A 21,051-nucleotide genomic window follows, 5' to 3' on the forward strand; every position below is an offset into this window, starting at 1 on the left:
CAAAATGGCATCATATAACGCGCGCAACCGCGATCCATTGCTGGACAGCACAACGCAGGCAGCCCTGGAGCGACGCAGCAAGGAGTTGATTGGCATCGCCCTGATCCTGCTGGGTTTGGCAGCGGCCGCGATGATCTGGTCCTACACGCCCGATGATCCCAACTGGATGGTGTCCACTGACGCGCCGGTGCAGAACTGGATGGGGCGGATTGGGGCCTCGATCGCCGCACCCTTGTTCATGATCGTCGGCTGGGGAAGCTGGGGCATCGCAATGGTTCTGATTGGTTGGGGTTTTCGGTTTGCGGGCCATTTCGGGGAAGATCGCGCCATTGCGCGTCTGATTTTTGCCCCGATCTGGATCGCCGTCGTCTCGGTGTATGCCGCGACGCTCGTTCCTGATGCAGACTGGCGCGCGACCCACAGTTATGGTCTGGGCGGTTTGTTCGGCGATACGGTCATGGGCGCATTGCTGACGCTGCTGCCGATTTCGTCACATTTTCTGGTGAAGCTGATGTCGCTGGCCATGGCGGTCGGGATGATTGCGCTGGGTATTTTTGTGCTGGGTTTCACCAAAACCGATGTCAAGCGGGGTTTCCGCGCCTTCTTGCTGGGTCTGGTGATGGCATATGACATGCTGATGACCCTGATGGGCCGTGGTGCAGCCTCGGCTGCGCAGGCAGCACGAGATCGCCGCGCGCAATGGGAAGAGCGCAAACTTGCGCGAACCGCAGCGGCCGAAGCCGTGTTCGAGGATGATCTGGCTTATGCCGATCCAATCTTTGAAGAACCCGAACTGGAAAGCCCCGAACCTCCGGTCAAGTCCGGTCTGTTGGCGCGCATGCCGTCACTTATCAGGCGCCCCGATCCCATGCCTGAGCCAGAGCTGGTCGATCCGGAACCAATCGCGGGTTTCGACGAAATGCCGGGCGAGGATCGCATCCGTTCGAAAATCTCGGCTGCTGTGCGCAATCGCAAAGTGGCCACAGGTGAGTTGACGCCCGAACCCGACCCGAACCTTCCGCTGACCAAAGGCCGTGGCCGCCGCCCGGGGCCGCTGATCCTGAACACAAGCCAGCCCGATGGCTTGCCGGCGGAACCGCCGGTGACAGCAGCAGGACTGCCGCCCGAGCCACCCGTAACAGCGGGTGATAAGCCAGAATGGCAAGAATCCACGCCGGTTGAAAACGCGCCCGCGCCTATGCAGACCCCCTATGCGCCCGAGCCGGATGTGGAGGACGAGGTATTCGAGGATGTCGAAGAAGCTGTTTTGCAACCGCGCCCGGCGATGAAAATCCCGGTAGCCGAACCGCGCAAGCCCGTGGTCGCGCAACCGGTACGCCGTACACCGCAACCGTCTCGCCGCGCACAGGCCGAGGCACAGCCTGCACTATCCTTTGAAGAGCGGCACTCGGATTTCGAACTGCCACCTCTGGGCCTTTTGTCGAATCCGGCCAGCATTCAGCGCCACCATCTGAGCGATGAAGCCTTGGAAGAAAACGCGCGGATGCTGGAAAATGTGCTGGATGATTATGGCGTGAAGGGTGAGATCGTCAGCGTTCGCCCGGGCCCGGTCGTCACCATGTACGAACTGGAGCCCGCTCCGGGTCTGAAGGCAAGCCGCGTGATCGGCCTGGCCGATGACATCGCACGTTCGATGTCGGCCCTGTCGGCGCGGGTTTCGACCCTACCGGGCCGTTCGGTTATCGGTATCGAACTACCGAACGAAAATCGCGAAATGGTGGTTCTGCGCGAAATCCTGGCCAGCCGTGATTTCGGCGATGGCAACCAGGCACTGCCGTTGGCCTTGGGCAAGGATATCGGCGGCGAGTCCGTCGTGGCGAACCTGGCGAAGATGCCGCACTTGCTGATTGCGGGAACCACGGGTTCGGGTAAATCAGTGGCGATCAACACGATGATCCTGTCACTGCTGTACAAGCTGACACCGGATGAATGCCGCCTGATCATGATCGACCCGAAAATGTTGGAACTGTCGGTCTACGACGGTATCCCGCATCTGCTGTCGCCTGTTGTGACCGACCCGAAAAAGGCGGTGGTCGCCCTGAAATGGGTCGTGGGCGAGATGGAAGATCGCTATCGCAAGATGTCCAAAATGGGCGTCCGCAACATCGCAGGCTATAACGGCCGGGTGAAGGATGCGTTGGCCAAAGGCGAGATGTTCAGCCGCACGGTGCAAACCGGGTTTGACGATGAAACCGGTGAACCAACGTTCGAGACTGAAGAATTCGCGCCCGAAGCGATGCCCTATATCGTTGTCATCGTCGATGAGATGGCCGACCTGATGATGGTGGCGGGAAAGGAAATCGAAGCCTGCATCCAGCGTCTGGCACAGATGGCGCGGGCCTCGGGCATTCACCTGATCATGGCCACACAGCGCCCCTCGGTCGACGTGATCACCGGTACGATCAAGGCGAACTTCCCAACGCGGATTTCCTTCCAGGTGACGTCGAAAGTCGACAGCCGCACCATTCTGGGTGAAATGGGGGCCGAACAGCTGCTGGGGCAGGGCGACATGCTTTACATGGCTGGCGGTGCCAAGATTACCCGCTGCCACGGGCCCTTTGTCTCGGATGAAGAGGTCGAGGAAGTCGTCAACCACCTGAAACAGTTTGGTCCACCGGACTACATTGGCGGTGTTGTCGACGGTCCGGCCGAAGAAAAGGCTGACAATATCGATGCCGTTTTGGGCCTGAACACTGGCGGCAATACGAACGGAGAGGACGCGTTGTACGATCAGGCGGTGGCAATCGTGATCAAGGATCGCAAATGCTCGACCTCGTATATTCAGCGAAAACTTGCCATTGGCTACAACAAAGCTGCACGGCTTGTTGAGCAAATGGAAGACGAAGGTGTTGTTTCGTCAGCAAATCATGTCGGGAAACGCGAAATCCTCGTCCCCGAGCAATAGGATATTTAATAACAAGGGCAGAAGACCTATCTGTACGGCATGAAACAGATTGCTTTTGCCCTTGCTTTGACACTGGCCGCACCCGCCGCATGGGCGGCGGAGAAGCTGCCGCTCTCGCAGATTTCCAATTACCTGAACGGGTTGAAGACGGTTCAGACAACATTCACCCAGGTGAATGACGATGGCTCGCTGAGCACCGGCAAGCTGTGGATGCAGCGCCCCGGCAAGATGCGGTTTGAATATGACCCGCCCAACAGTGCCGTGGTGCTGGCAAGATCCGGAAGTGTTCAGATCTTTGATCCGAAATCGAACCAGCCGCCCGAGCAATACCCGCTTAAGCGCACACCACTGTCCATCGTGCTGGCGCGAAACGTGAACCTGAGCCAGGCAAATATGGTTGTAGGTCACAGCTTTGACGGCACGGCCACCGTTGTCACCGCGCAGGATCCCAAGAACCCCGAAGCGGGTCGGATCGAACTGATGTTCACGGACAATCCAGTCGAGCTGCGCAAGTGGGTGATTCACGACAATGCGGGCAGCCAGACGACGGTATTGCTGGGCGCCCTGAATGAAGGCGGTCGCCTTGATCAGAAGCTGTTCTCGGACAAAAAGAGAAGCGGGTCAGGCAATCGCTGACCCGCTTGTACGTATCAATACCGGCAGTTCGCCAACTGTGCCTGATATAGTTGTGCGCGTGCGTCCACGTCATTGGCAACGTTCAACAACCAGGATTTGCTGTTGTAGCTGCCACGGGCGTAGCCTGTATGGCCTTCGTGATAGGCCAGGTACTGATTGCGCGTATCTGCCGGGTGGATACCGTTACGCTCGTAGCTTTTGTTCATGTACCAGCCGATAAAATCCGAGGCGTCGCGAATGCGATCGCGCTTGGCCCGACGTTTTCCTGTTTCGCGCTGATATTGTTCCCACGTGCCGTCCAGTGCCTGACCATAGCCGTAAGCGCTGCTTTGACGGCCCATTGGGATGACGCCCAATACATATCTATGCGGAGTGCGCGCATCATGCCTGTACCGGCTTTCCTGATAGATGGTCGCCATCTGAACGTGAACCGGAACGCCCCATTTGCGCTCGGTGTTCTTGAAGGCTTTGATATAGTCGGGTTTTTCACGCGCAATACTGCACGCATCGTTTAATCTGCTGGGCGGCTGTTTAGAGCCGCCCCCACAGGATGCCAGAAGCAGCACCCCCAGGAGTACGAAAAGAATTCTGCTCATGTGCCTCGTGCCTTTTTTTGTGTATTCTAGCGCAGATTGAGCGCTTAGGAAATCACAATCGCTATAAAATGATAGCCAGAATAGCCGGTAACGCCGCAACGGAAAGCACGGTGGACACCATGACCATGCCGGCGACGGCGTCGGAATCGGCCCCAAACCGTTCGGCCAACAGGTAAGAGGTTACTGCAACCGGCGTACAGATTTGAAGAACCAGAACGCCAAATGCGATCGTATCCAAATCAAACCATCGTCCGATTCCCCATCCCAGCGCAAAGCACACCGCCAGTTTCAGCGCTGACAGCCACAGCGCCCGCCCCAGGCTGTGCGAAGTCAGGCGGGCGATTGCCACACCCAACGTGACCAACATCAGCGGGACGGCCATTTGCCCCAAAAGCTCCAGCGTGTTGGTCAGAAATGTCGGCGTCTGCCATCCTTGCCACAAAAACACTGCGCCAAGGATCGTCGCCCAAGCCATTGGTTGGCGCGCAACCTGTCCCCACGCCCCTTTCCCGGCGACCAGATAAATCCCGTAAGTGAAAGAAAACAATGCGGTAACTGACAGAAAGACAACAGCATATCCCAGACCAATCTGACCAAAGGCAAAGATGCACAGCGGCAGGCCCAGATTTCCGGTATTGCCGAAGATCAAAGGCGACAGGTATGTTCGCGGGTCCAGTCTCAGCCCTCGAACGATCAGCCAGAACAACACCGCCAGCAGCAGATTTGCGACCAGTGTCGCCATTGTGAAGCGTGACAGATCATTGCCCGGGATCTCGGTTTGCATCAGGGCAACAAAGATCAGACTGGGCATTGCCAGCATCGTTGCAAAGCGGGTGACGAATTGCAGGCGGTATTCGAAACCCAGCTTAACCCATGTAAAACCAACAGCCGCCAATAGAAAAACCGGCGCCACGATTTCGAACACTGTCAGTATAAGGTTCACAGACTGTTTCCCTGATTTTCACATCAATGATTGGCTTTTCCGCCCGGAAACGGGTAAAAAAAGCGTTGGGGGCTGATACAATGCTAAAGACACGTGCAAAATACGGCTTGGGCCAGGTGGTTCGTCACAAGAAACACCCTTTTCGAGGGGTGATTTTTGACGTGGATCCCGAGTTTTCGAATACCGAAGAATGGTATCAGGCCATTCCGGAAGACAGCCGCCCAAGGAAAGAGCAACCGTTCTACCATCTGCTGGCCGAGAACGACCAATCCTTCTATGTTGCTTATGTTTCAGAACAAAATCTGGTTGCAGACTATTCAGGCGAACCGGTCGAGCACCCGGATATTCCCAATATGTTCGGACCGTTCGAAGATGGTGCATACCCCCTGCATTTCCACCTGAACTAAGTGCGCCGAACCGGCGGGCGTAGGTCTGCCGCAGATCAGTATCCAAGGGCGCAGCCATCTTTGCGTGGGTCGCTGGCACCCTCCAAAACACCGTCTTTTCGGATTCGGATCGCTTGCGCTCCGCCAAGTGGTGTTTCCGGCATCTCAATATTATGGCCGATATCGGACAATTGTTTCGCGATCTCGTCGCTGTAGCCACGCTCCAGTTTCAGAACTGATCCGTCAAAGAAGGCGCGTGGCGCATCGATGCTTTCCTGCAACCCAAGCCCGAAATCGACAAGATTTGACACGAAGCGCGCGTGTCCGGTTGGCTGATAGGCACCGCCCATGACACCAAATGGCATCGTGACCCGACCGTTCTGCGCCAACATTCCCGGAATGATCGTGTGCATCGGACGTTTGCCGCCGCCCAGTTCGTTGGGGTGGCCGGGCTGCAATGTGAATCCTGCCCCGCGGTTTTGCAGCAATATGCCGTATTTTTCCGACGCGATACCGGATCCAAAGCTGTGAAAGATCGAATAGATCAACGAAACAGCCATTTGGTCGCGGTCGACGACGGTGATGTAAACCGTGTCCTTGTGAACCGCTTCGGTCAGAGGCGCCGCAGCAGGCATCGCCTTTTGGGGATCGATCAAAGCAGCCAGTCTGGCAGCGATATCCGGATCCAGAAAGCGCTCTACTCTCGCCATGTGGTCGGGATCCGCGATGAACCGGTTTCGAGCGTCATAGGCCAGCTTGGTGGCCTCGGCTTCGATATGAATACGCTCCGCTCCGAATGGATCCATCGAGGCCATGTCAAAATGCTTGAGGATATTCAGTAGCAAAATCGCGGTTGCGCCCTGACCGTTCGGCGGATGTTCCACCAGATCCACACCTTTGTAGGCCCCATGTATCGGCTGCGTTTCAGTACATCTTGTGTGATGAAAATCCTCAGCGGAATGGACACCACCCCTTTCCGAAAGCGCGGTGATTATATCATCGGCGATTTCACCTGAATAGAACGCGTCGCGCCCGTGGGCCGCGATCTGGCGCAATACCTTCGCCTGTCCCGGCGCACGGAAAACCTGCCCGATCGACGGGGCTTGCCCGTCAATCAGATAGTGGTCGCGGGCGGCGCCCTGAAGTGTTGCGGCACCTGATTTCCAATCGAAAGCGACCCGAGGAGCCACCGGAACACCCGCTTCAGCATAATGAATCGCCGGTTTCAAAATCGCGCCCAACCCCAGGCGACCCTCGGTCTGGGCCAGGTGGCAAAAGGCATCTACGGCTCCGGGAATGGTCACGGCATCCGGCACGCCCAAAGGTACGGATGACAAGCCCTGATCGCGCAACATCTGGGACTGCGCGGCAGCCGGTGCGCGGCCCGATCCGTTGAGCGCGCGTATACTGCTTTCGCCGGCACGATTGAACAGAACGAAGCAATCGCCGCCCAATCCGGTCATCTGTGGTTCGCAAATCCCCAAAAGAACAGCCCCGGCAATCGCGGCATCCATCGCGTTGCCGCCCTGGCCCAAGGTATCGATGGCCACTTTGGCCGCCAGCGGATGCGACGTTGCGCACATGCCTTGCGTGGCAAAAACTTCGGATCGGCCCGGATTATGCAGATCACGCATGGCGAATTCTCTCTCGTTAGAACAAGAGAAAGCTATTCACTGATCAGCGATTGTCCAGCGATTTCAGGATGGGAAGTTCCTCGGCGCCATTCACTGGGTGGGGGCTGTGATATGTGGCGCCGAGGGAAGCTATCTGAGCTACGAGTCACTGTATGGTGGTTGTTTGCGGCGCGACAATGTTTCGAAAATGACCTTATTGTGACCAATTGTGGTCGATCACCCGTTGGGTTCAAAATCAAACCGCAGGGACAGACGATTGCATCCACCGCGCCGCTCGTACCGGATATCACTGGTGAGGCGATGGATCAGGAACCAGCCGAACCCACCTTCGGGGAGGTCCTGTAGATCCGTTCCCATCGGAGCAGGGGTGCCATCCGGAAGTCGGTATCCAGGCAGCGGGCGCCCCGTATCCGAGATCAAGATGTCCAGAAGATCCCTGTCCAGCCGGCAGGTGACCTGAACCTTGGCCGCGGCGATGCCATTGTAAGCGTGTTCCACGACGTTGTTGATGGCTTCAGCCAAAGCAATCTTCACATCGCCGGCTTTATGCGGGGGCAATCCCCGTTCCGCCAGACCGACGCTAAGCTTTGCAATGCCCTCGCTGGCCTCTGATTCCGTCGCAGGGAAGGTCAATTCCAGGCAGGTCTTGTTTTCAATCGGCTCCACGCCATCTATCCCCTGCTGCCGTCAGGCGTCTGTCTCTGACAACGCGTCATCCAGAGTTTCAAAAAGTCTGAAAACCGTATCCATGCGTGTCAGGCGAAAGACTTTTTCGACCACTGGCTGCAACCCGGCCAGATCAAGCCTCCGGTCTTTTCCCAGCTGTTTCATTGAAGCAACGATTGCACCCAGACCGCTGGAGTCAATGAACTCGACATCGGACAGATCCAGCACAACGCGATGAGCGCTGTCCTCGGTATTGGTGCGCATGTCTTCCTTGAACTGAATGGCCATTGCAGCATCGATCCGGTCGGCATGAACGGTGATGATCTGAGTTTCGCCGGTTGTCTTGCTGGTCAGCCCCATGATCCTGCCGCCTTCCAAACTGAAATTGAGTCGTAGAAATACGCTAGACGGCAATTCTTACCATTCGGTATTCAAGAGCCCGAAAGCAGGAGGAAAACCCGGATGAGAGACGTTGTTATAGCAGGGGCCGCCCGTACACCGATGGGCGGGTTTCAGGGCATGTTTGACGGTGTTGCTGCGGCTGACCTCGGGGGCGAAGCAATCCGCGCGGCTTTGCAGCAGGCAGGTATGCAGACGGTCGACGAAGTGCTGATGGGCTGCGTTTTGCCGGCGGGGCAGGGCCAGGCACCTGCGCGGCAGGCCGGATTCGCGGCGGGATTGGGCGAAGAGGTACCCGCCACGACGCTGAACAAAATGTGCGGTTCGGGGATGAAGGCCGCTATGATGTCCTTCGACCAAATTGCATTGGGTCATGCAGATACGATGATTGCGGGCGGCATGGAAAGCATGACCAACGCGCCCTATCTTCTTCCCAAGATGCGCGGCGGTGCCCGCATTGGCCACGGTCAGGTGGTTGATCACATGTTCCTCGACGGCCTTGAAGATGCCTATGACAAAGGCCGTCTAATGGGGACTTTCGCCGAAGACTGTGCCGAGGCGTATCAGTTCACCCGTGAAGCACAGGATGAATACGCGCTGCAATCTTTGTCCAACGCGCTGTCTGCGCAGGAAAATGGCGCATTCGATCAGGAAATCACACCCGTTACCGTCCGGACGCGCAAAGGTGAAATTCTGCTGGAGACAGATGAGCAGCCAAAATCCGCCCGCCCCGAGAAGATCCCGACGCTGAAGCCTGCGTTCCGCAAGGACGGTACGGTGACGGCCGCCAACTCGTCTTCGATTTCGGACGGCGCGGCGGCGCTGGTTCTTGCGTCGGCAGAAACCGCCGAAGCGCGGGGCATGACGGTTCGGGCCCGGATTTTGGGGCATGCGAGTCATGCTCAGGCCCCCGGCCTTTTCACGACGGCTCCGGTTCCGGCGGCGCAGAAGCTCTTGTCACGCATTGGCTGGAGCAAGGATGACGTCGACCTGTGGGAAGTGAACGAGGCCTTCGCGGTTGTGCCGATGGCTTTCATGCACGAAATGGGCTTGCCACGAGACAAGGTGAATGTGAATGGCGGCGCCTGCGCCCTAGGCCATCCCATCGGTGCCTCGGGTGCCCGCATCATCGTTACGTTGTTGAATGCGCTGGAAAAACGTAACCTCAAACGGGGCGTCGCGGCGATCTGCATTGGCGGGGGGGAAGGCACGGCCATTGCCATCGAACGCGTTTGACCCTTCATCTTTTTCCAAATACTCCGGGGGTTCGGGGGCCGTGCCCCCGACCATCCGAAGGGGTTGCAATCAATGACTGCCGATTATGAAACGCTTGCCAAAACCATCGCGGCCCTGACCGAAGGCGAAACGGACCAGGTTGCTCTTATGGCGACTGTCGCCTGCGAGGTTCACCATTCCGACGATCGTTTCGACTGGACCGGGTTTTATCGTGTCACCGAACCGGGCGTTCTGAAGATCGGCCCTTATCAGGGTGGGCATGGTTGTTTGGTCATCCCGTTCGAACGGGGCGTCTGCGGTGCCGCAGCAAGAACGGGCGAAACGCAACTGGTGCCGGATGTCGATGCGTTTCCGGGTCACATCGCCTGCGCCAGCTCAACCCGGTCCGAACTGGTTCTGCCCGTGCGGGATTCGTCGGGACAAGTCATCGCCGTTTTTGACATTGACAGCGACCAGCCGGATGCTTTCACGCAACAGGATGCGCAAAATCTGGAAGGCATTTTGACCGCAGTGTTTGCCGGGCACTGACCGCTGCGGTCGTTGCGGATGTGCATCAACCCAAGGGATTCCCGGGCGAATGAAGGGCCCGGCTGACTTCATCTTGCAGGCTTCGAAGCGATCTCCTATCAGAATCCATAGCGAAGTTTCGTTTTGGGGTGTTTCTCAGGGATGCAAGAGTCTGACATCAATCCGACGGTCGCGGATGAAGCGCCTCGAAAAGGGATCAGACGCGCCCATATGGCGACATTCCCGGATCGCATCGGCGTATTGCCCCATTCGGTGGCAAGCATCGCGCATCAGGTCGACAGAGTTTTCATCTGCCTGAACGAATATCAGGAAGTTCCCGATTTTCTGGGTGAGTTCGACAACGTCACCGCCGTGATCCCCGACCGGGATTACAAGGATGTCGGCAAGTTCATTTTCCAACCGGATCCGGCAGATACCGTTTTTCTGGTCGACGATGATATCGAATATGCGGACAACTATGTCCGTCAGACCATACGCCGGGCGCGGGGCGTCGGACTGGAAAAGCGTGTCTTCGGCTATCATGCCACGACGTTCACAAACCCGACGCCCAAGTCGATACGGCAGCGCACGTTGTTGCGTATGAACCAACGGCTGACCTACTCGACCAGGGTGCACCAGCTGGGAACCGGAACCGTCATGGTGTCCGGGTCGCTGTTCCCGACACTGGAATACATGGAAGGCAGCGAGAAGTTCGTCGATGTGCGTTTTGCCCGTTACTGTTTCGAAAATGGTATCGAAATGTGGACGCTGCCCAGAAATCGCCGCCGCTTTCCCAGCTTGCTTGCCGGGCTTGAGCCGGAAAAGCGCGAAACGATCGCCGACAGTTTCACCCGTCGTTGGCCTCAACATGTGTTGGATGAAGTGAAGGTTTTTGCCGGTCTTCAATTCTAAGGCCGGGCGGGCTTTGCACGATCCAGGCTTTTCCAGATCTGTTTCTGTCGCGAAGGGTTTCCCATGTCGCCGCAGCACGACGGGGCAACGATATGTGCTGTCTTTTTGAAATGAAGCCCTTGTACGGCAAACACTGAAATCCGGCTGCTGCGCCCCTGCGGTTTTTCTGGTGTTTCAGGGGCCTGTGCGCCTTCTGCTCCTCAATTCTGTCTTTCGCACACGATGATGATCGACACCCCATTTAAACCGGGCGTGAAAAAACGCTTGGAAATTTCACTGGCTTGCTTCATCGTGAAAAACGAAGGAAGAATTTCACAAGATTCGGAGCGGCCTGTGAACAGCCAAGCCCCCCAAAGCGCGACCCTTGGTGCTGACCTGAGGGCCTTGCGCAAGGCCCGAGGGTTGACCCTGACCGAGATTGCAACTCGGCTGGATCGCTCTGTCGGTTGGTTGAGCCAGGTCGAGCGCGATTTGTCCGAGCCTTCAATCTCGGACCTGCGCCAGATTGCCGAATGCCTCGGCGTGCCAATGTCGATGCTGTTTGCGCATTCAGCCGCCCCTGCGAACGAATTGGGCTACGTTGTGCGCGCCGGGTCGCGTCGCCCGATGGGGTCGGGCGAAGAAGGGCTGATCGAAGAGTTGCTGTCGCCGGATCTGACTGATGATTTCGAAATGGTGCATTCCACTTTTGAGCCAAATTCACGGATGCAGACACCGGCCAACCGCCCGACTCAGGAAGTGGGCTATATGATTTCAGGTCGATTGAATCTGACGATCGGGTCGCGTGAATTCCTGGTGGGGCCGGGCGACAGTTTTCGGATCAAACATGAACCTTATCAATGGGCCAACCCCTATGAAGAGCCTGCAGTGGCCATCTGGGTCATTGCTCCGCCGGTGTACTGATGTCATTCGAGGCGTGGTCCATTTTCGCGCTGTTCTGGGTGGTATTCGTCACCACACCGGGGCCTAACGCGGTCAACTGCATCTCGAACGGGATGAGCCTGCCGTTTCCAAAGGCCATGATGGGTGTATTGGCCATACTGACGCAGGCTAGCATGTTTTTGATCCTATCCGCGCTGGGCGTCACAGCCCTGATTGCGGCATCTCCGACCGGGTTTTTCGTGGCCAAGTTGGTCGGTGCGGGCTTTCTGATCTGGTTGGGCCTGCGGGGATGGATGAATGCCGGCAAGCCCGCTCCGGTCTCGGAACGCCCGGCCCGGCACGTTTATCTGCACGCGCTGGCAGTGGCCACGATCAACCCAAAAAGCGTCGCGGGCTATCTGGCCGCGTTTTCGCAATTCGTGCAGCCGGACGTGCCGATCTGGCAGCAGATGGTCGTGATTATGCCAACCGCACTATTAATCACAACGCTCAGCTATACCGGTTTTACCGTTTTGGGCGCTTTGATGGGCAAGGCGGCACTAGGCGCAGTATTCAACATCTGGGTGCGCCGGGTGATGGCGGCCTGTTTCATAATCTACGGCGTGTTGTTGGGAACCAGCACCGCGCCTGCGGCAAGGGGGTAATCTTATGTACAGAGGGTCCTGCCTTTGCGGTTCAGTTGCTTTCACCATCGACGGAGACCTTTCTCCGCCTTCAGCCTGCCATTGCGGGCAGTGTCGAAAGCAATCCGGCCACGTCTGGGCCTCGACCACGACCCATCAGGACAACCTGAGTTTCTCGGCCCGCGACACGCTGAAGTGGTTCCGTGCATCAGACATCGCACGGCGCGGGTTTTGCAGCAAATGCGGTTCATTCCTCTTCTGGCAACATACCGAAGAGGACACGATTTCGATTGCCATGGGCGCGTTCGATGCGCCCACGGGCCAAAAGCTCTCGAGGCACATCTTTGTGGCTGACAAGGGCGACTATTACGACATCACGGACGATCTGCCCCAACGGGCACAGTAACAGGGACCAAAACTCATGAGTGATTTTCCGACAAAAGCACGCGTGGTCATTATCGGTGGCGGTGTGGTGGGGGCTTCCTCGCTGTATCATCTGGCCAAGAAAGGCTGGACCGACTGCGTTCTGCTGGAAAAGAACGAACTGACCGCAGGCTCGACCTGGCACGCGGCCGGTAACGTTCCGACCTTCTCGACCTCGTGGGCGATCATGAACATGCAGCGCTATTCGACCGAACTGTATTCGCGTCTGGGCGAAGAGGTCGACTATCCGATGAACTACCATGTTTCGGGGTCGATCCGTCTGGCGCACAGCAAGGAACGGATGCAGGAGTTCCAGCGGGCCATGTCGATGGGCCGCTATCAGGGAATTCCGATGGAGATGTGGACGCCGGAGCAAGCCAAGGAACGCTACCCTTTCCTGGAAACTCATGATCTTGAGGGTGTTCTGTATGACCCGACCGACGGTGACATCGACCCGGCACAACTGACGCAGGCGCTGGCCAAGGGCGCGCGTGACATGGGCCAGAAGATCATCCGCTTCTGTCCGGCAACTGGCGTCACCCAGCATGGCGACGGCACCTGGACCGTCCATACCGAAAAGGGCGATATAGGCTGCGACTATGTCGTCAACGCCGCGGGCTACTATGCCCAGCGTGTGGGTGAATGGTTCAAGCCCTATGGTGGCCGCACCGTACCCGCGATGGTCATGAGCCACCAGTACCTGCTGACCGAGGAAATCCCCGAAATCGAGGCCTGGTCGAAGGAAAGCGGCGGCAAGCTGCCGCTGCTGCGCGACGTGGATATCTCCTACTACCTGCGGCAGGAGAAGAACGGCTTCAACCTCGGCCCCTACGAGCCCAACTGCAAGGGGCACTGGATGACCGAGGACGACCAGATGCCCGAAGATTTCTCGTTCCAGCTGTGGAACGACGATCTGGACCGGATCGAGGACATTGTCGCCGATGCGATGGAGCGGGTACCGCTGATGGCGACCTCGGGCGTGGGGCGCGTGATCAACGGGCCGATCCCCTATGCGCCCGATGGCCTGCCGCTGATCGGCCCGATGCCCGGCGTCAAGAACGCGTTTGAGGCGCATACCTTCACCTTCGGCATCGCCCAAGGCGGCGGCGCGGGCAAGGTACTGGCCGAATGGATCGTGGATGGCGCCACCGAATGGGATATGTGGGCCGTCGATCCGCGCCGCTATACCGACTACACCGATCAGGACTACTGCAATCAAAAGGGTATGGAGGTCTATGGCAACGAATACGCCATGCACTTCCCCTATCACGAATGGCCCGCCGCACGCGACAAGAAGCTGTCGCCGGTACATGCCAAGGTCAAGGAACTGGGCGGTGTCATGGGGGCCTACAATGGCTGGGAACGCGCCAACTGGTTTGCGCAGCCGGGGGACGATACCTCCGAGGAAAGCACCCACACCTGGGGCCGCTCGGGCCCGTGGGAGCAACGGATCAAGGAAGAATGCGAAGCGGTGCGCGACCATTGCGGCGTGCTCGACCTGCCGGGTTTCTCGCGCTTCGTCGTCAAAGGCGAAGGCGCGGCCGAGACGCTGCGCGGGCTGGTCACCGGCGGCCTGCCCAAAGTGGGGCGGATCAACCTGGTCTACATCGCTGACGACCGCGGCCGCATCCTGACCGAGATGTCCTGCATGCGACTGGGCGAGGATGAGTTCGTGATGATCACCGCCGCCACCGCGCAATGGCACGACCGCGACATCCTGATGAACACGATGCCCGCGGGCGTCACCGTCGAGGACGTGACCACCACCCGCGACACCCTGATCGTGACAGGACCCAAATCGCGCGAGATCCTGTCGGGTCTGACCGATGCCGACCTTTCGTTGGGCTGGCTGACCCATCAGGCCGCCACCGTGGCCGGGCAACCCGCCCACCTGATCCGCGTGTCCTTTGCTGGCGAACTGGGCTGGGAGGTGCACGCGCTGAACGAGCACATGCCCGCGATCTATGACGCGATCCTTGCCGCCGGGGCCAAGCCGTTCGGCATGTATGCACTGAACAGCCTGCGCATCGAAAAGGGCTATCGCGCATGGAAGGGTGATCTGAGCACCGACTACTCGCTGCTGGAAGCGGGTTTGGAGCGGTTTGTCAAACTGGACAAGCCACAGGACTTCCCCGGAAAGGCTGCAATCCTGAACGAAAAGCAGCAGGGTGTGAAAAAGTCGTTCGTCACCCTGACTGTCGACGCAGGTGATTGCGATGCGCCTTACATGTCGTGCATCTGGCAGGGCGATCAGATCGTGGGCGAGACCACTTCCGGCGCATGGGGTTACCGCGTCGGCAAATCCATCGCGCTGGGCATGATCAAGTCAGAACTTGCAAACCCCGGTACCGAGCTCGAGGTTGAAATCTACGGCCAGAAGTGCCGCGCCGTGGTACAGGAGGATCAGCCGCTGTGGGATCCCGCAAACGAGCGGCTGCGCGCCTGACAAACAGGAGGCCCCCATGCGCCCGCGATATTCCAAGATGGGACCTGGTGAAGGTCCCAACTATGACTGGGAAAACGACCATACCTTCGTGAAAGTTTCCGGTCAGGACACGGGCGGAGCCTACACACTGATGGAAGACAACGTGAAGGCCAGCTTCGCACTTGGCCTTCATCGCCACGACAGCCATGCCGGGACATTCTGTTGTCCGGAAGGCGGGGTTGGTTTCCTTGTTGATGTGGATCGCGTTGATGTGGGCTGAGGATCACGAGCCACAGTCCGAAACATTCGGATGATGAGGTCTGAGATGACGATTCCCAATATCATGTCGGGCGTTTACCTGACGGATCACGGTGGACCCGAGGTTCTGGAATGGCGTGATAATATTCCGGCTCCTGAACCCGGGGCAGGGCAAGTTCTTGTTCGGGTCGCTGCCGCAGGTGTGAACAACACGGATATCAACACACGGGTCGGTTGGTATTCCTCGGGCGTCACCGGTGCGACGGATGCCGTTGATCAGAAGGTCGAAGCGGGCGGTTGGGGCGGTGCATTGCACTTTCCCCGCATTCAGGGCGGAGATCTTTGTGGCATCGTGGAACAGGTTGGGCCGGGTGTTGCCTTCAAACCCGGGCAGCGCGTGACCTGTCCGATAAACCTGCCGCGTCCGCGCCCGGGAAACCCGCAGGGCTTCATTGCGCTTGGTTCCGAAATCGATGGGGCCTTTGCCCAGTATTGTCTGGTTGAAGCCGATGATCTCTATGACGTCAGCGCCTCGCCTCTTTCGGACGTGGAAATCGCCGCCATTCCTTGCGCCTTCGGGACGGCGGAAAACCTGCTGACCCGCGCAGGCGTGACTGCCGGGCACAATGTGCTGATCACCGGCGCCTCGGGTGGCGTCGGGCTGGCGGCGGTGCAACTGGCCGCCCTGCGCGGGGCGTCGGTTTGGGCTGTAACAGCGGGCACGAAAGCCGAGATCGTGAAATCCCAGGGGGCCGAGAATACGTTTGACCGGAACGACCCGCTGCCGCAGGATAAGTTCGATGTGGTGATCGATGTTGTGGGTGGCCCGGCCTGGCCGTCGCTGATCCTTTCCCTGAAATCCGGCGGGCACTATGCCGTTTCGGGGGCAATAGCAGGCCCGATTGTCGAAGCTGATCTGCGGGACATATATCTGCGCGACATCACCATACATGGGTGCACGCACCAGGCGCCCGAAGTCTTTGCCCGTCTTGTCGAACTGGTGAATACCGGACGGATCAAGCCACTGGTTTCCCGGACCTATCCGTTGAAGGATATTGGTATTGCACAGGCTGATTTTCAGTCAAAGACTCTTCCGGGAAAACTGGTATTGGTGCCCTGAGGAGTAATGACATGGCGGATATCACTCTTTTGGACGGCTCTATCGGGCAGGAACTGGTAAAACGCAGTGGCGACCGGGCGACACCGCTGTGGTCGACGCGCGTGATGATCGATCACCCCGATTTGGTTGCGGAAGTGCACCGCGACTATTTCAGCCGGGGTGCGACGGTCGCGACAACCAATACTTATGCCGTCCATCGCTCTCGCCTGGTGCGGGTGGGGATAGAGGATCAGATGCCTACCCTGATCGACACCGCCCTGACACAGGCCGAACGCGCCCGCGCGGAAACCGGGGGGCGGATCGCGGGTGCACTGGGGCCATTGCTCGCTTCATATCGCCCCGACCTTAACCCGGACCCTGCGGATGCGGCTGAAAAGTTCGCTGAACTTGTGGCCATGATGGCCGCGCGGGTCGATCTGTTTTTGATCGAAACCGTGTCCTCGGTGCAAGAGGCCGAGGGCGCATTGCGTGGCACGGTCGGATGCGGAAAACCGGTTTGGCTGTCCCTGTCGGTCAATGATGACGATGGCAGCCTTCTCAGGTCCGGCGAACCGTTGGCGGACATTGCACCGTTGATGGAGGAGTTTTCGCCCGATGCCGTGTTAATCAACTGTTCGCGCCCCGAGGCGATCCCGGCGGCGCTCGAGGTTCTGTCCGGCATGAACCGGCCTTACGGGGCCTACGCCAATGGCTTCACGCATATTACGGATGATTTCCTTCAGGATGCGCCGACCGTGGATTCCCTGCAAGAACGGCATGACCTTGGCCCCAGGGCTTATGCGGATCAGGTGATGCGGTGGATCAATCAGGGGGCAACGATTGTTGGCGGGTGCTGCGAAATCGGGCCGGATCATATCGAAGAACTGGCGAACCGGTTGCGGGCCGCCGGTCATAACATCGTTTGAAGAAAATGGCGGCAAAATCTACTTCGGACGCTCCAAAGCAGGCCATCCGGCATTTCGACATCCTTGTCGCGCCGGGTTTCGTGCTGTTGGAGCTGGCGTCGTTGGTAGAGGTATTGAGGCTGGCCAACCGCGTATGCCCAAGCCCTCCGTTCTCCTTCACCTATCGCTCGCTCAAAGGTGGCCCGATTGCCAGCAGCAGTGACGCCGTGGTTCAAACAGAAGCGGTGCCGTCACAGCCAAGGGCGGATTACCTGTTCGTAATCGGCAATTCAGACCCGGACCATCCGGATTTGTCGTTGGGGCGGGTGGTGTCGGACTATACCTTCCGGGACGCCAAGGTGTTCCTGCTGGCCGAAGCCGCCAGCCGCTATATCGACGAGCAGGGAACAGCCGACTTGGCAACCCATTGGGAAAACGCATCGTTCCTGCGGGAACGCGGTGCCCGGTTCGAAGCCAAGCTGTCGATCGCAACCGAACAGGGCGCGGTTGTGACATGTGCCGGGATGGAGGCCACGACGGATATCGCCTTGGCGGTGATCGGGCGCCATATCTCGGGGCCTGCGAAGATGACCGTGGCCGACATCATGCTGCATGAGAACATCCGCGATTTCGCTTCGATGCAGCCATTTTCGGGCGCCAAGTTGACGGCGACCGGCGATTCGAAGCTGGATCAGTGCATAAAGCTCATGCAGGCCAATATCGAAGACCCCCTGCCTATCAATCAGATCGTCGAATCGCTGCACCTGTCGAACCGGTCCCTCGAGCGCAAGTTCAAAACCTTTTTTGGAACCACTCCCAACGGATTCTACCGGGAAATGCGACTGGCCAAGGCAAATAACCTGTTGCTGAACACCACGATGAGCGTACGCGAAATTGGATTGGCCTGTGGTTTTCCGAACGGGTTTTCGTCCGTGTACAAAAGCTTCTTCGGGGTCACGCCCTTTGTCGTACGCCGGCAAAAGCGAGCCGCATCACATCGGTGAAAACTTCGGATTCTGTGACGCTTTTGATGCATTTGCCGTCGATCTTTCATGGCAATCTATGCCAAACCTGACACAGCGGAGATTTCAGGATGGTTGATCTTCCCAGCAAGGCCCGAGTGGTCATCATCGGCGGTGGCGTCATCGGATGCTCGGTCGCTTATCATTTGACCAAGAAGGGCTGGACCGATGTTGTTCTGCTAGAACGCAAGCAACTGACCAGTGGCACCACCTGGCACGCGGCGGGCCTGATCGGGCAACTGCGCGCGTCTTCCAACATGACCAAACTGGCGCGTTATTCCGCAGAGCTCTATCTGGGCCTTGAGGAAGAGACCGGTGTCGCCACCGGCCTACGTCAGGTCGGGTCCGTTTCGGTCGCCCTGACCAGTGAGCGGTTGGAGGAGCTTCACCGAAATGCGGCAATGGCCCGCGCCTTTGGCGTGCCGGTCGAAGAGCTTTCTCCGACCGAAGTCAAAGAGCGATATGAGCATATCAACCTCGACGGCGTGGCAGGTGGCGTTTGGTTGCCAACCGATGGCCAGGCAGATCCTGCTAATATTGCCTTGGCGTTGGCCAAGGGTGCGCGTCAACGCGGTGGGTTGATCAAGGAACGGGTGAAGGTGACCGGGATTTCCCGGCACGGACGGCGCGCGACCGGTGTCGACTGGGTCAGTGATGACGGGCAATCCCAAGGGCATATCGCCTGTGATATGGTTGTCAATTGCGCGGGAATGTGGGGGCGCGAGGTAGGCAAGATGGCCGGCGTGAATGTGCCGCTGCACGCCTGCGAGCATTTCTACATCGTCTCTGAACCCATTGAAGGGTTGAGCCAGATGCCGGTTCTGCGGGTGCCAGATGAATGCGCCTACTACAAGGAAGATGCGGGCAAAATGATGTTGGGCGCATTCGAGCCCAATGCCAAACCCTGGGCCATGAACGGTATTCCCGACAGCTTCGAGTTCGACCAACTGCCCGAGGATTTCGACCACTTCGAACCGATCCTCGAAGCGGCGTGCAACCGGATGCCAATGCTGTCCGAGGCGGGTATTCACACCTTCTTCAACGGCCCCGAAAGCTTCACACCCGACGACGCCTATCACCTTGGCCTTGCGCCCGAGATGGACAATGTCTGGGTCGCCGCCGGGTTCAACTCGATCGGTATCCAGTCCGCCGGTGGCGCAGGCATGTCGCTGGCCGAGTGGATGGATGCCGGTGAAAAGCCCTTTGATCTGGGCGATGTGGATATCGGTCGGATGCAGCCGTTTCAGGGCAATAAGAAATACCTTTATGAACGCTCAAAAGAAACGTTGGGATTGCTCTACGCTGATCACTATCCCTATCGCCAGAAAGCCACGGCGCGGGGCGTGCGCCGGACGCCATTCCATCACCACCTGAATGAACACGGTGCCGTGTTCGGCGAACTGGCCGGGTGGGAGCGCGCCAACTGGTTCGCCAACGAAGGGCAGGAACGCGAATACAGCTACAGCTGGAAGCGTCAGAACTGGTTCGAGAACTCGGCCACCGAACACCGCGCGGTGCGCGAGAACGTGGGCATGTATGACATGTCCTCCTTCGGCAAGATCCGGGTCGAGGGCCCCGATGTCGAGAAGTTCATGAACTATATCGGTGGCGGTGATTATGCGGTGCCCAATGGCAAGATCGTCTACACGCAGTTTCTGAACCGTTCCGGCGGGATCGAGGCGGACGTCACCGTGACCCGCCTTTCCGAGACCGCCTATCTGGTGGTCACCCCGGCGGCGACGCGCCTGGCGGACCAGACGTGGATGATGCGTCATTCGGGGAACTTCAACGTGGTCATCACCGATGTCACGGCGGGTGAAGGCGTTCTGGCGGTGATGGGTCCGAATACGCGGGCCCTGCTGGAAAAGGTTTCGCCCAACGATTTCTCGAACGCGGCAAACCCCTTCGGCACCGCGCAGGAGATCGAGATCGGTATGGGCCTCGCCCGCGCCCACCGCGTCACCTATGTGGGCGAGCTGGGCTGGGAGATCTACGTCTCGTCCGACATGGCGGGCCACGTCTTTGAAACGCTGCACGAGGCGGGGCAGGACATGGGGTTGAAGCTTTGCGGCATGCACATGATGGACAGCTGCCGGATCGAAAAGGGTTTCCGCCATTTCGGCCATGACATCACCTGCGAGGATCACGTGGTGGATGCCGGGCTGGGCTTTGCCGTCAAGGTGGACAAGGGCTGCGACTTCATCGGTCGCGAGGCGGTGATCGCTCGCAAGGAAAGCGGGCCGAAATCGCGCCTGGTGCAATTCCGCCTGACCGATCCCGAGCCGCTGCTGTTCCACAATGAACCGATCATCCGCGATGGCGAGTATGTGGGCTATCTCAGCTCGGGCAACTATGGCCACACGCTGGGAGGCGCGATTGGCATGGGCTATGTGCCTTGCGAGGGGGAAAAGGCTGCCGACGTGCTGGCCTCGAGCTACGAGATCGATGTGTGTGGCGTGAAGGTCAAAGCCGAAGCGTCGCTCAAGCCGATGTATGATCCGAAATCCGAACGGGTGAAGGTGTGACCACGGGTTTTGGTGGGGGCGCTGCCCCCGCCGCCTTCGGCGACTCCC

The 21,051-nt window shown here is 58.6% G+C and carries 20 protein-coding genes; 15 read left to right on the forward strand and 5 right to left on the reverse strand.

Translation table 11 applies throughout. The features are described from left to right. Positions 1-4 precede the first annotated feature (4 nt). Positions 5-2,926 (forward strand): DNA translocase FtsK, encoded by a 2,922-nt coding sequence (locus ACR3E6_RS07270; RefSeq protein WP_480486504.1) that lies wholly within the window; start codon positions 5-7, stop codon positions 2,924-2,926. Positions 2,927-2,965: 39 nt separating this feature from the next. Further along, positions 2,966-3,562 (forward strand): LolA family protein, encoded by a 597-nt coding sequence (locus ACR3E6_RS07275; RefSeq protein WP_170345603.1) that lies wholly within the window; start codon positions 2,966-2,968, stop codon positions 3,560-3,562. Between the two features lie 14 nt (positions 3,563-3,576). Here the strand turns inward: ACR3E6_RS07275 and ACR3E6_RS07280 are convergent, their stop codons facing one another. Together ACR3E6_RS07280 and ACR3E6_RS07285 are read right to left on the reverse strand one after the other, a co-directional pair. Next, entirely contained in the window at positions 3,577-4,158 is a 582-nt protein-coding gene (locus ACR3E6_RS07280) for a transglycosylase SLT domain-containing protein (protein WP_152459251.1), read from the reverse strand. 61 nt (positions 4,159-4,219) lie between these two features. Then, positions 4,220-5,101: an AEC family transporter gene (locus ACR3E6_RS07285; protein ID WP_171724922.1), complete on the reverse strand. Its 882-nt coding sequence runs from the start codon at positions 5,099-5,101 to the stop codon at positions 4,220-4,222. A gap of 80 nt (positions 5,102-5,181) precedes the next feature. Here ACR3E6_RS07285 and hspQ point away from each other — a divergent pair, with 80 nt between their 5' ends. Beyond that, positions 5,182-5,508 (forward strand): heat shock protein HspQ, encoded by a 327-nt coding sequence (hspQ, locus tag ACR3E6_RS07290; RefSeq protein WP_050604943.1) that lies wholly within the window; start codon positions 5,182-5,184, stop codon positions 5,506-5,508. A 35-nt stretch (positions 5,509-5,543) separates the two neighbouring features. On the opposite strand, the gene ggt is transcribed toward hspQ, so the two are convergent. From ggt to ACR3E6_RS07305, 3 genes are all read right to left on the reverse strand, one after another. Beyond that, positions 5,544-7,121 carry a gamma-glutamyltransferase gene (gene ggt, locus ACR3E6_RS07295; protein WP_480486507.1) on the reverse strand — a complete coding sequence of 526 codons (1,578 nt, stop codon included), beginning with the start codon at positions 7,119-7,121 and terminating at the stop codon, positions 5,544-5,546. A 216-nt stretch (positions 7,122-7,337) separates the two neighbouring features. Continuing rightward, on the reverse strand, positions 7,338-7,787 hold the full coding sequence (locus tag ACR3E6_RS07300; RefSeq protein ID WP_171637737.1) for an ATP-binding protein: 450 nt from the start codon (positions 7,785-7,787) through the stop codon (positions 7,338-7,340). 21 nt (positions 7,788-7,808) lie between these two features. Continuing rightward, on the reverse strand, positions 7,809-8,147 hold the full coding sequence (locus ACR3E6_RS07305) for an STAS domain-containing protein (protein WP_171637735.1): 339 nt from the start codon (positions 8,145-8,147) through the stop codon (positions 7,809-7,811). 102 nt (positions 8,148-8,249) lie between these two features. On the opposite strand from ACR3E6_RS07305, the gene ACR3E6_RS07310 reads away from it, so the two are divergent. The 12 genes from ACR3E6_RS07310 (at position 8,250) to ACR3E6_RS07365 (ending at position 21,003) form a co-directional block, all read left to right on the forward strand. Next, a complete protein-coding gene (locus ACR3E6_RS07310) occupies positions 8,250-9,422 on the forward strand; it encodes a thiolase family protein (protein ID WP_480486509.1) in 1,173 nt (390 codons plus the stop codon). A 72-nt stretch (positions 9,423-9,494) separates the two neighbouring features. Continuing rightward, the gene (locus tag ACR3E6_RS07315; RefSeq protein WP_171724925.1) at positions 9,495-9,950 is read left to right on the forward strand and encodes a GAF domain-containing protein; all 456 of its coding nucleotides are present in this window, start codon (positions 9,495-9,497) and stop codon (positions 9,948-9,950) included. A gap of 141 nt (positions 9,951-10,091) precedes the next feature. Continuing rightward, positions 10,092-10,841 (forward strand): hypothetical protein, encoded by a 750-nt coding sequence (locus ACR3E6_RS07320; protein WP_171637729.1) that lies wholly within the window; start codon positions 10,092-10,094, stop codon positions 10,839-10,841. Between the two features lie 333 nt (positions 10,842-11,174). Next, on the forward strand, positions 11,175-11,744 hold the full coding sequence (locus tag ACR3E6_RS07325; RefSeq protein WP_171331727.1) for a helix-turn-helix domain-containing protein: 570 nt from the start codon (positions 11,175-11,177) through the stop codon (positions 11,742-11,744). Beyond that, positions 11,744-12,367, forward strand: coding sequence for a LysE family translocator (locus ACR3E6_RS07330; protein WP_171724926.1), 624 nt, complete (start codon positions 11,744-11,746; stop codon positions 12,365-12,367). Before ACR3E6_RS07325 ends, ACR3E6_RS07330 begins: the two co-directional genes overlap by 1 nt. Positions 12,368-12,371: 4 nt before the next feature. Beyond that, positions 12,372-12,752, forward strand: coding sequence for a GFA family protein (locus tag ACR3E6_RS07335; RefSeq protein WP_171724927.1), 381 nt, complete (start codon positions 12,372-12,374; stop codon positions 12,750-12,752). A 15-nt stretch (positions 12,753-12,767) separates the two neighbouring features. Then, positions 12,768-15,215 (forward strand): GcvT family protein, encoded by a 2,448-nt coding sequence (locus ACR3E6_RS07340; RefSeq protein WP_209835460.1) that lies wholly within the window; start codon positions 12,768-12,770, stop codon positions 15,213-15,215. 16 nt (positions 15,216-15,231) lie between these two features. Beyond that, positions 15,232-15,474: a cupin domain-containing protein gene (locus ACR3E6_RS07345; RefSeq protein WP_171637719.1), complete on the forward strand. Its 243-nt coding sequence runs from the start codon at positions 15,232-15,234 to the stop codon at positions 15,472-15,474. Between the two features lie 45 nt (positions 15,475-15,519). Further along, a complete protein-coding gene (locus tag ACR3E6_RS07350) occupies positions 15,520-16,572 on the forward strand; it encodes an alcohol dehydrogenase family protein (RefSeq protein WP_480486512.1) in 1,053 nt (350 codons plus the stop codon). Between the two features lie 11 nt (positions 16,573-16,583). Further along, positions 16,584-17,477, forward strand: a complete 894-nt coding sequence (locus ACR3E6_RS07355; RefSeq protein ID WP_480486514.1) for a homocysteine S-methyltransferase family protein — start codon at positions 16,584-16,586, stop codon at positions 17,475-17,477. Positions 17,478-17,482: 5 nt separating this feature from the next. Then, the gene (locus ACR3E6_RS07360) at positions 17,483-18,460 is read left to right on the forward strand and encodes a GlxA family transcriptional regulator (RefSeq protein WP_171724930.1); all 978 of its coding nucleotides are present in this window, start codon (positions 17,483-17,485) and stop codon (positions 18,458-18,460) included. An 89-nt stretch (positions 18,461-18,549) separates the two neighbouring features. After that, positions 18,550-21,003 (forward strand): GcvT family protein, encoded by a 2,454-nt coding sequence (locus ACR3E6_RS07365; protein WP_171724931.1) that lies wholly within the window; start codon positions 18,550-18,552, stop codon positions 21,001-21,003. Positions 21,004-21,051: the final 48 nt, after the last annotated feature.

This window comes from Ruegeria sp. AL3 (genome assembly GCF_056536065.1).

What these genes read in the sequence shown, in the direction of transcription:
- ggt (WP_480486507.1), bottom strand. Translation starts at nt 7,121, where the DNA reads ATGCGTGATCTGCATAATCCGGGCCGATCCGAAGTTTTTGCCACGCAA.
- ACR3E6_RS07305 (WP_171637735.1), bottom strand. Translation starts at nt 8,147, where the DNA reads ATGGGGCTGACCAGCAAGACAACCGGCGAAACTCAGATCATCACCGTT.
- ACR3E6_RS07365 (WP_171724931.1), top strand. Translation starts at nt 18,550, where the DNA reads ATGGTTGATCTTCCCAGCAAGGCCCGAGTGGTCATCATCGGCGGTGGC.
- ACR3E6_RS07340 (WP_209835460.1), top strand. Translation starts at nt 12,768, where the DNA reads ATGAGTGATTTTCCGACAAAAGCACGCGTGGTCATTATCGGTGGCGGT.
- ACR3E6_RS07320 (WP_171637729.1), top strand. Translation starts at nt 10,092, where the DNA reads ATGCAAGAGTCTGACATCAATCCGACGGTCGCGGATGAAGCGCCTCGA.
- ACR3E6_RS07280 (WP_152459251.1), bottom strand. Translation starts at nt 4,158, where the DNA reads ATGAGCAGAATTCTTTTCGTACTCCTGGGGGTGCTGCTTCTGGCATCC.
- ACR3E6_RS07355 (WP_480486514.1), top strand. Translation starts at nt 16,584, where the DNA reads ATGGCGGATATCACTCTTTTGGACGGCTCTATCGGGCAGGAACTGGTA.
- ACR3E6_RS07270 (WP_480486504.1), top strand. Translation starts at nt 5, where the DNA reads ATGGCATCATATAACGCGCGCAACCGCGATCCATTGCTGGACAGCACA.
- ACR3E6_RS07345 (WP_171637719.1), top strand. Translation starts at nt 15,232, where the DNA reads ATGCGCCCGCGATATTCCAAGATGGGACCTGGTGAAGGTCCCAACTAT.
- ACR3E6_RS07360 (WP_171724930.1), top strand. Translation starts at nt 17,483, where the DNA reads ATGGCGGCAAAATCTACTTCGGACGCTCCAAAGCAGGCCATCCGGCAT.
- ACR3E6_RS07330 (WP_171724926.1), top strand. Translation starts at nt 11,744, where the DNA reads ATGTCATTCGAGGCGTGGTCCATTTTCGCGCTGTTCTGGGTGGTATTC.
- ACR3E6_RS07335 (WP_171724927.1), top strand. Translation starts at nt 12,372, where the DNA reads ATGTACAGAGGGTCCTGCCTTTGCGGTTCAGTTGCTTTCACCATCGAC.
- ACR3E6_RS07315 (WP_171724925.1), top strand. Translation starts at nt 9,495, where the DNA reads ATGACTGCCGATTATGAAACGCTTGCCAAAACCATCGCGGCCCTGACC.
- ACR3E6_RS07275 (WP_170345603.1), top strand. Translation starts at nt 2,966, where the DNA reads ATGAAACAGATTGCTTTTGCCCTTGCTTTGACACTGGCCGCACCCGCC.
- ACR3E6_RS07350 (WP_480486512.1), top strand. Translation starts at nt 15,520, where the DNA reads ATGACGATTCCCAATATCATGTCGGGCGTTTACCTGACGGATCACGGT.
- ACR3E6_RS07310 (WP_480486509.1), top strand. Translation starts at nt 8,250, where the DNA reads ATGAGAGACGTTGTTATAGCAGGGGCCGCCCGTACACCGATGGGCGGG.
- hspQ (WP_050604943.1), top strand. Translation starts at nt 5,182, where the DNA reads ATGCTAAAGACACGTGCAAAATACGGCTTGGGCCAGGTGGTTCGTCAC.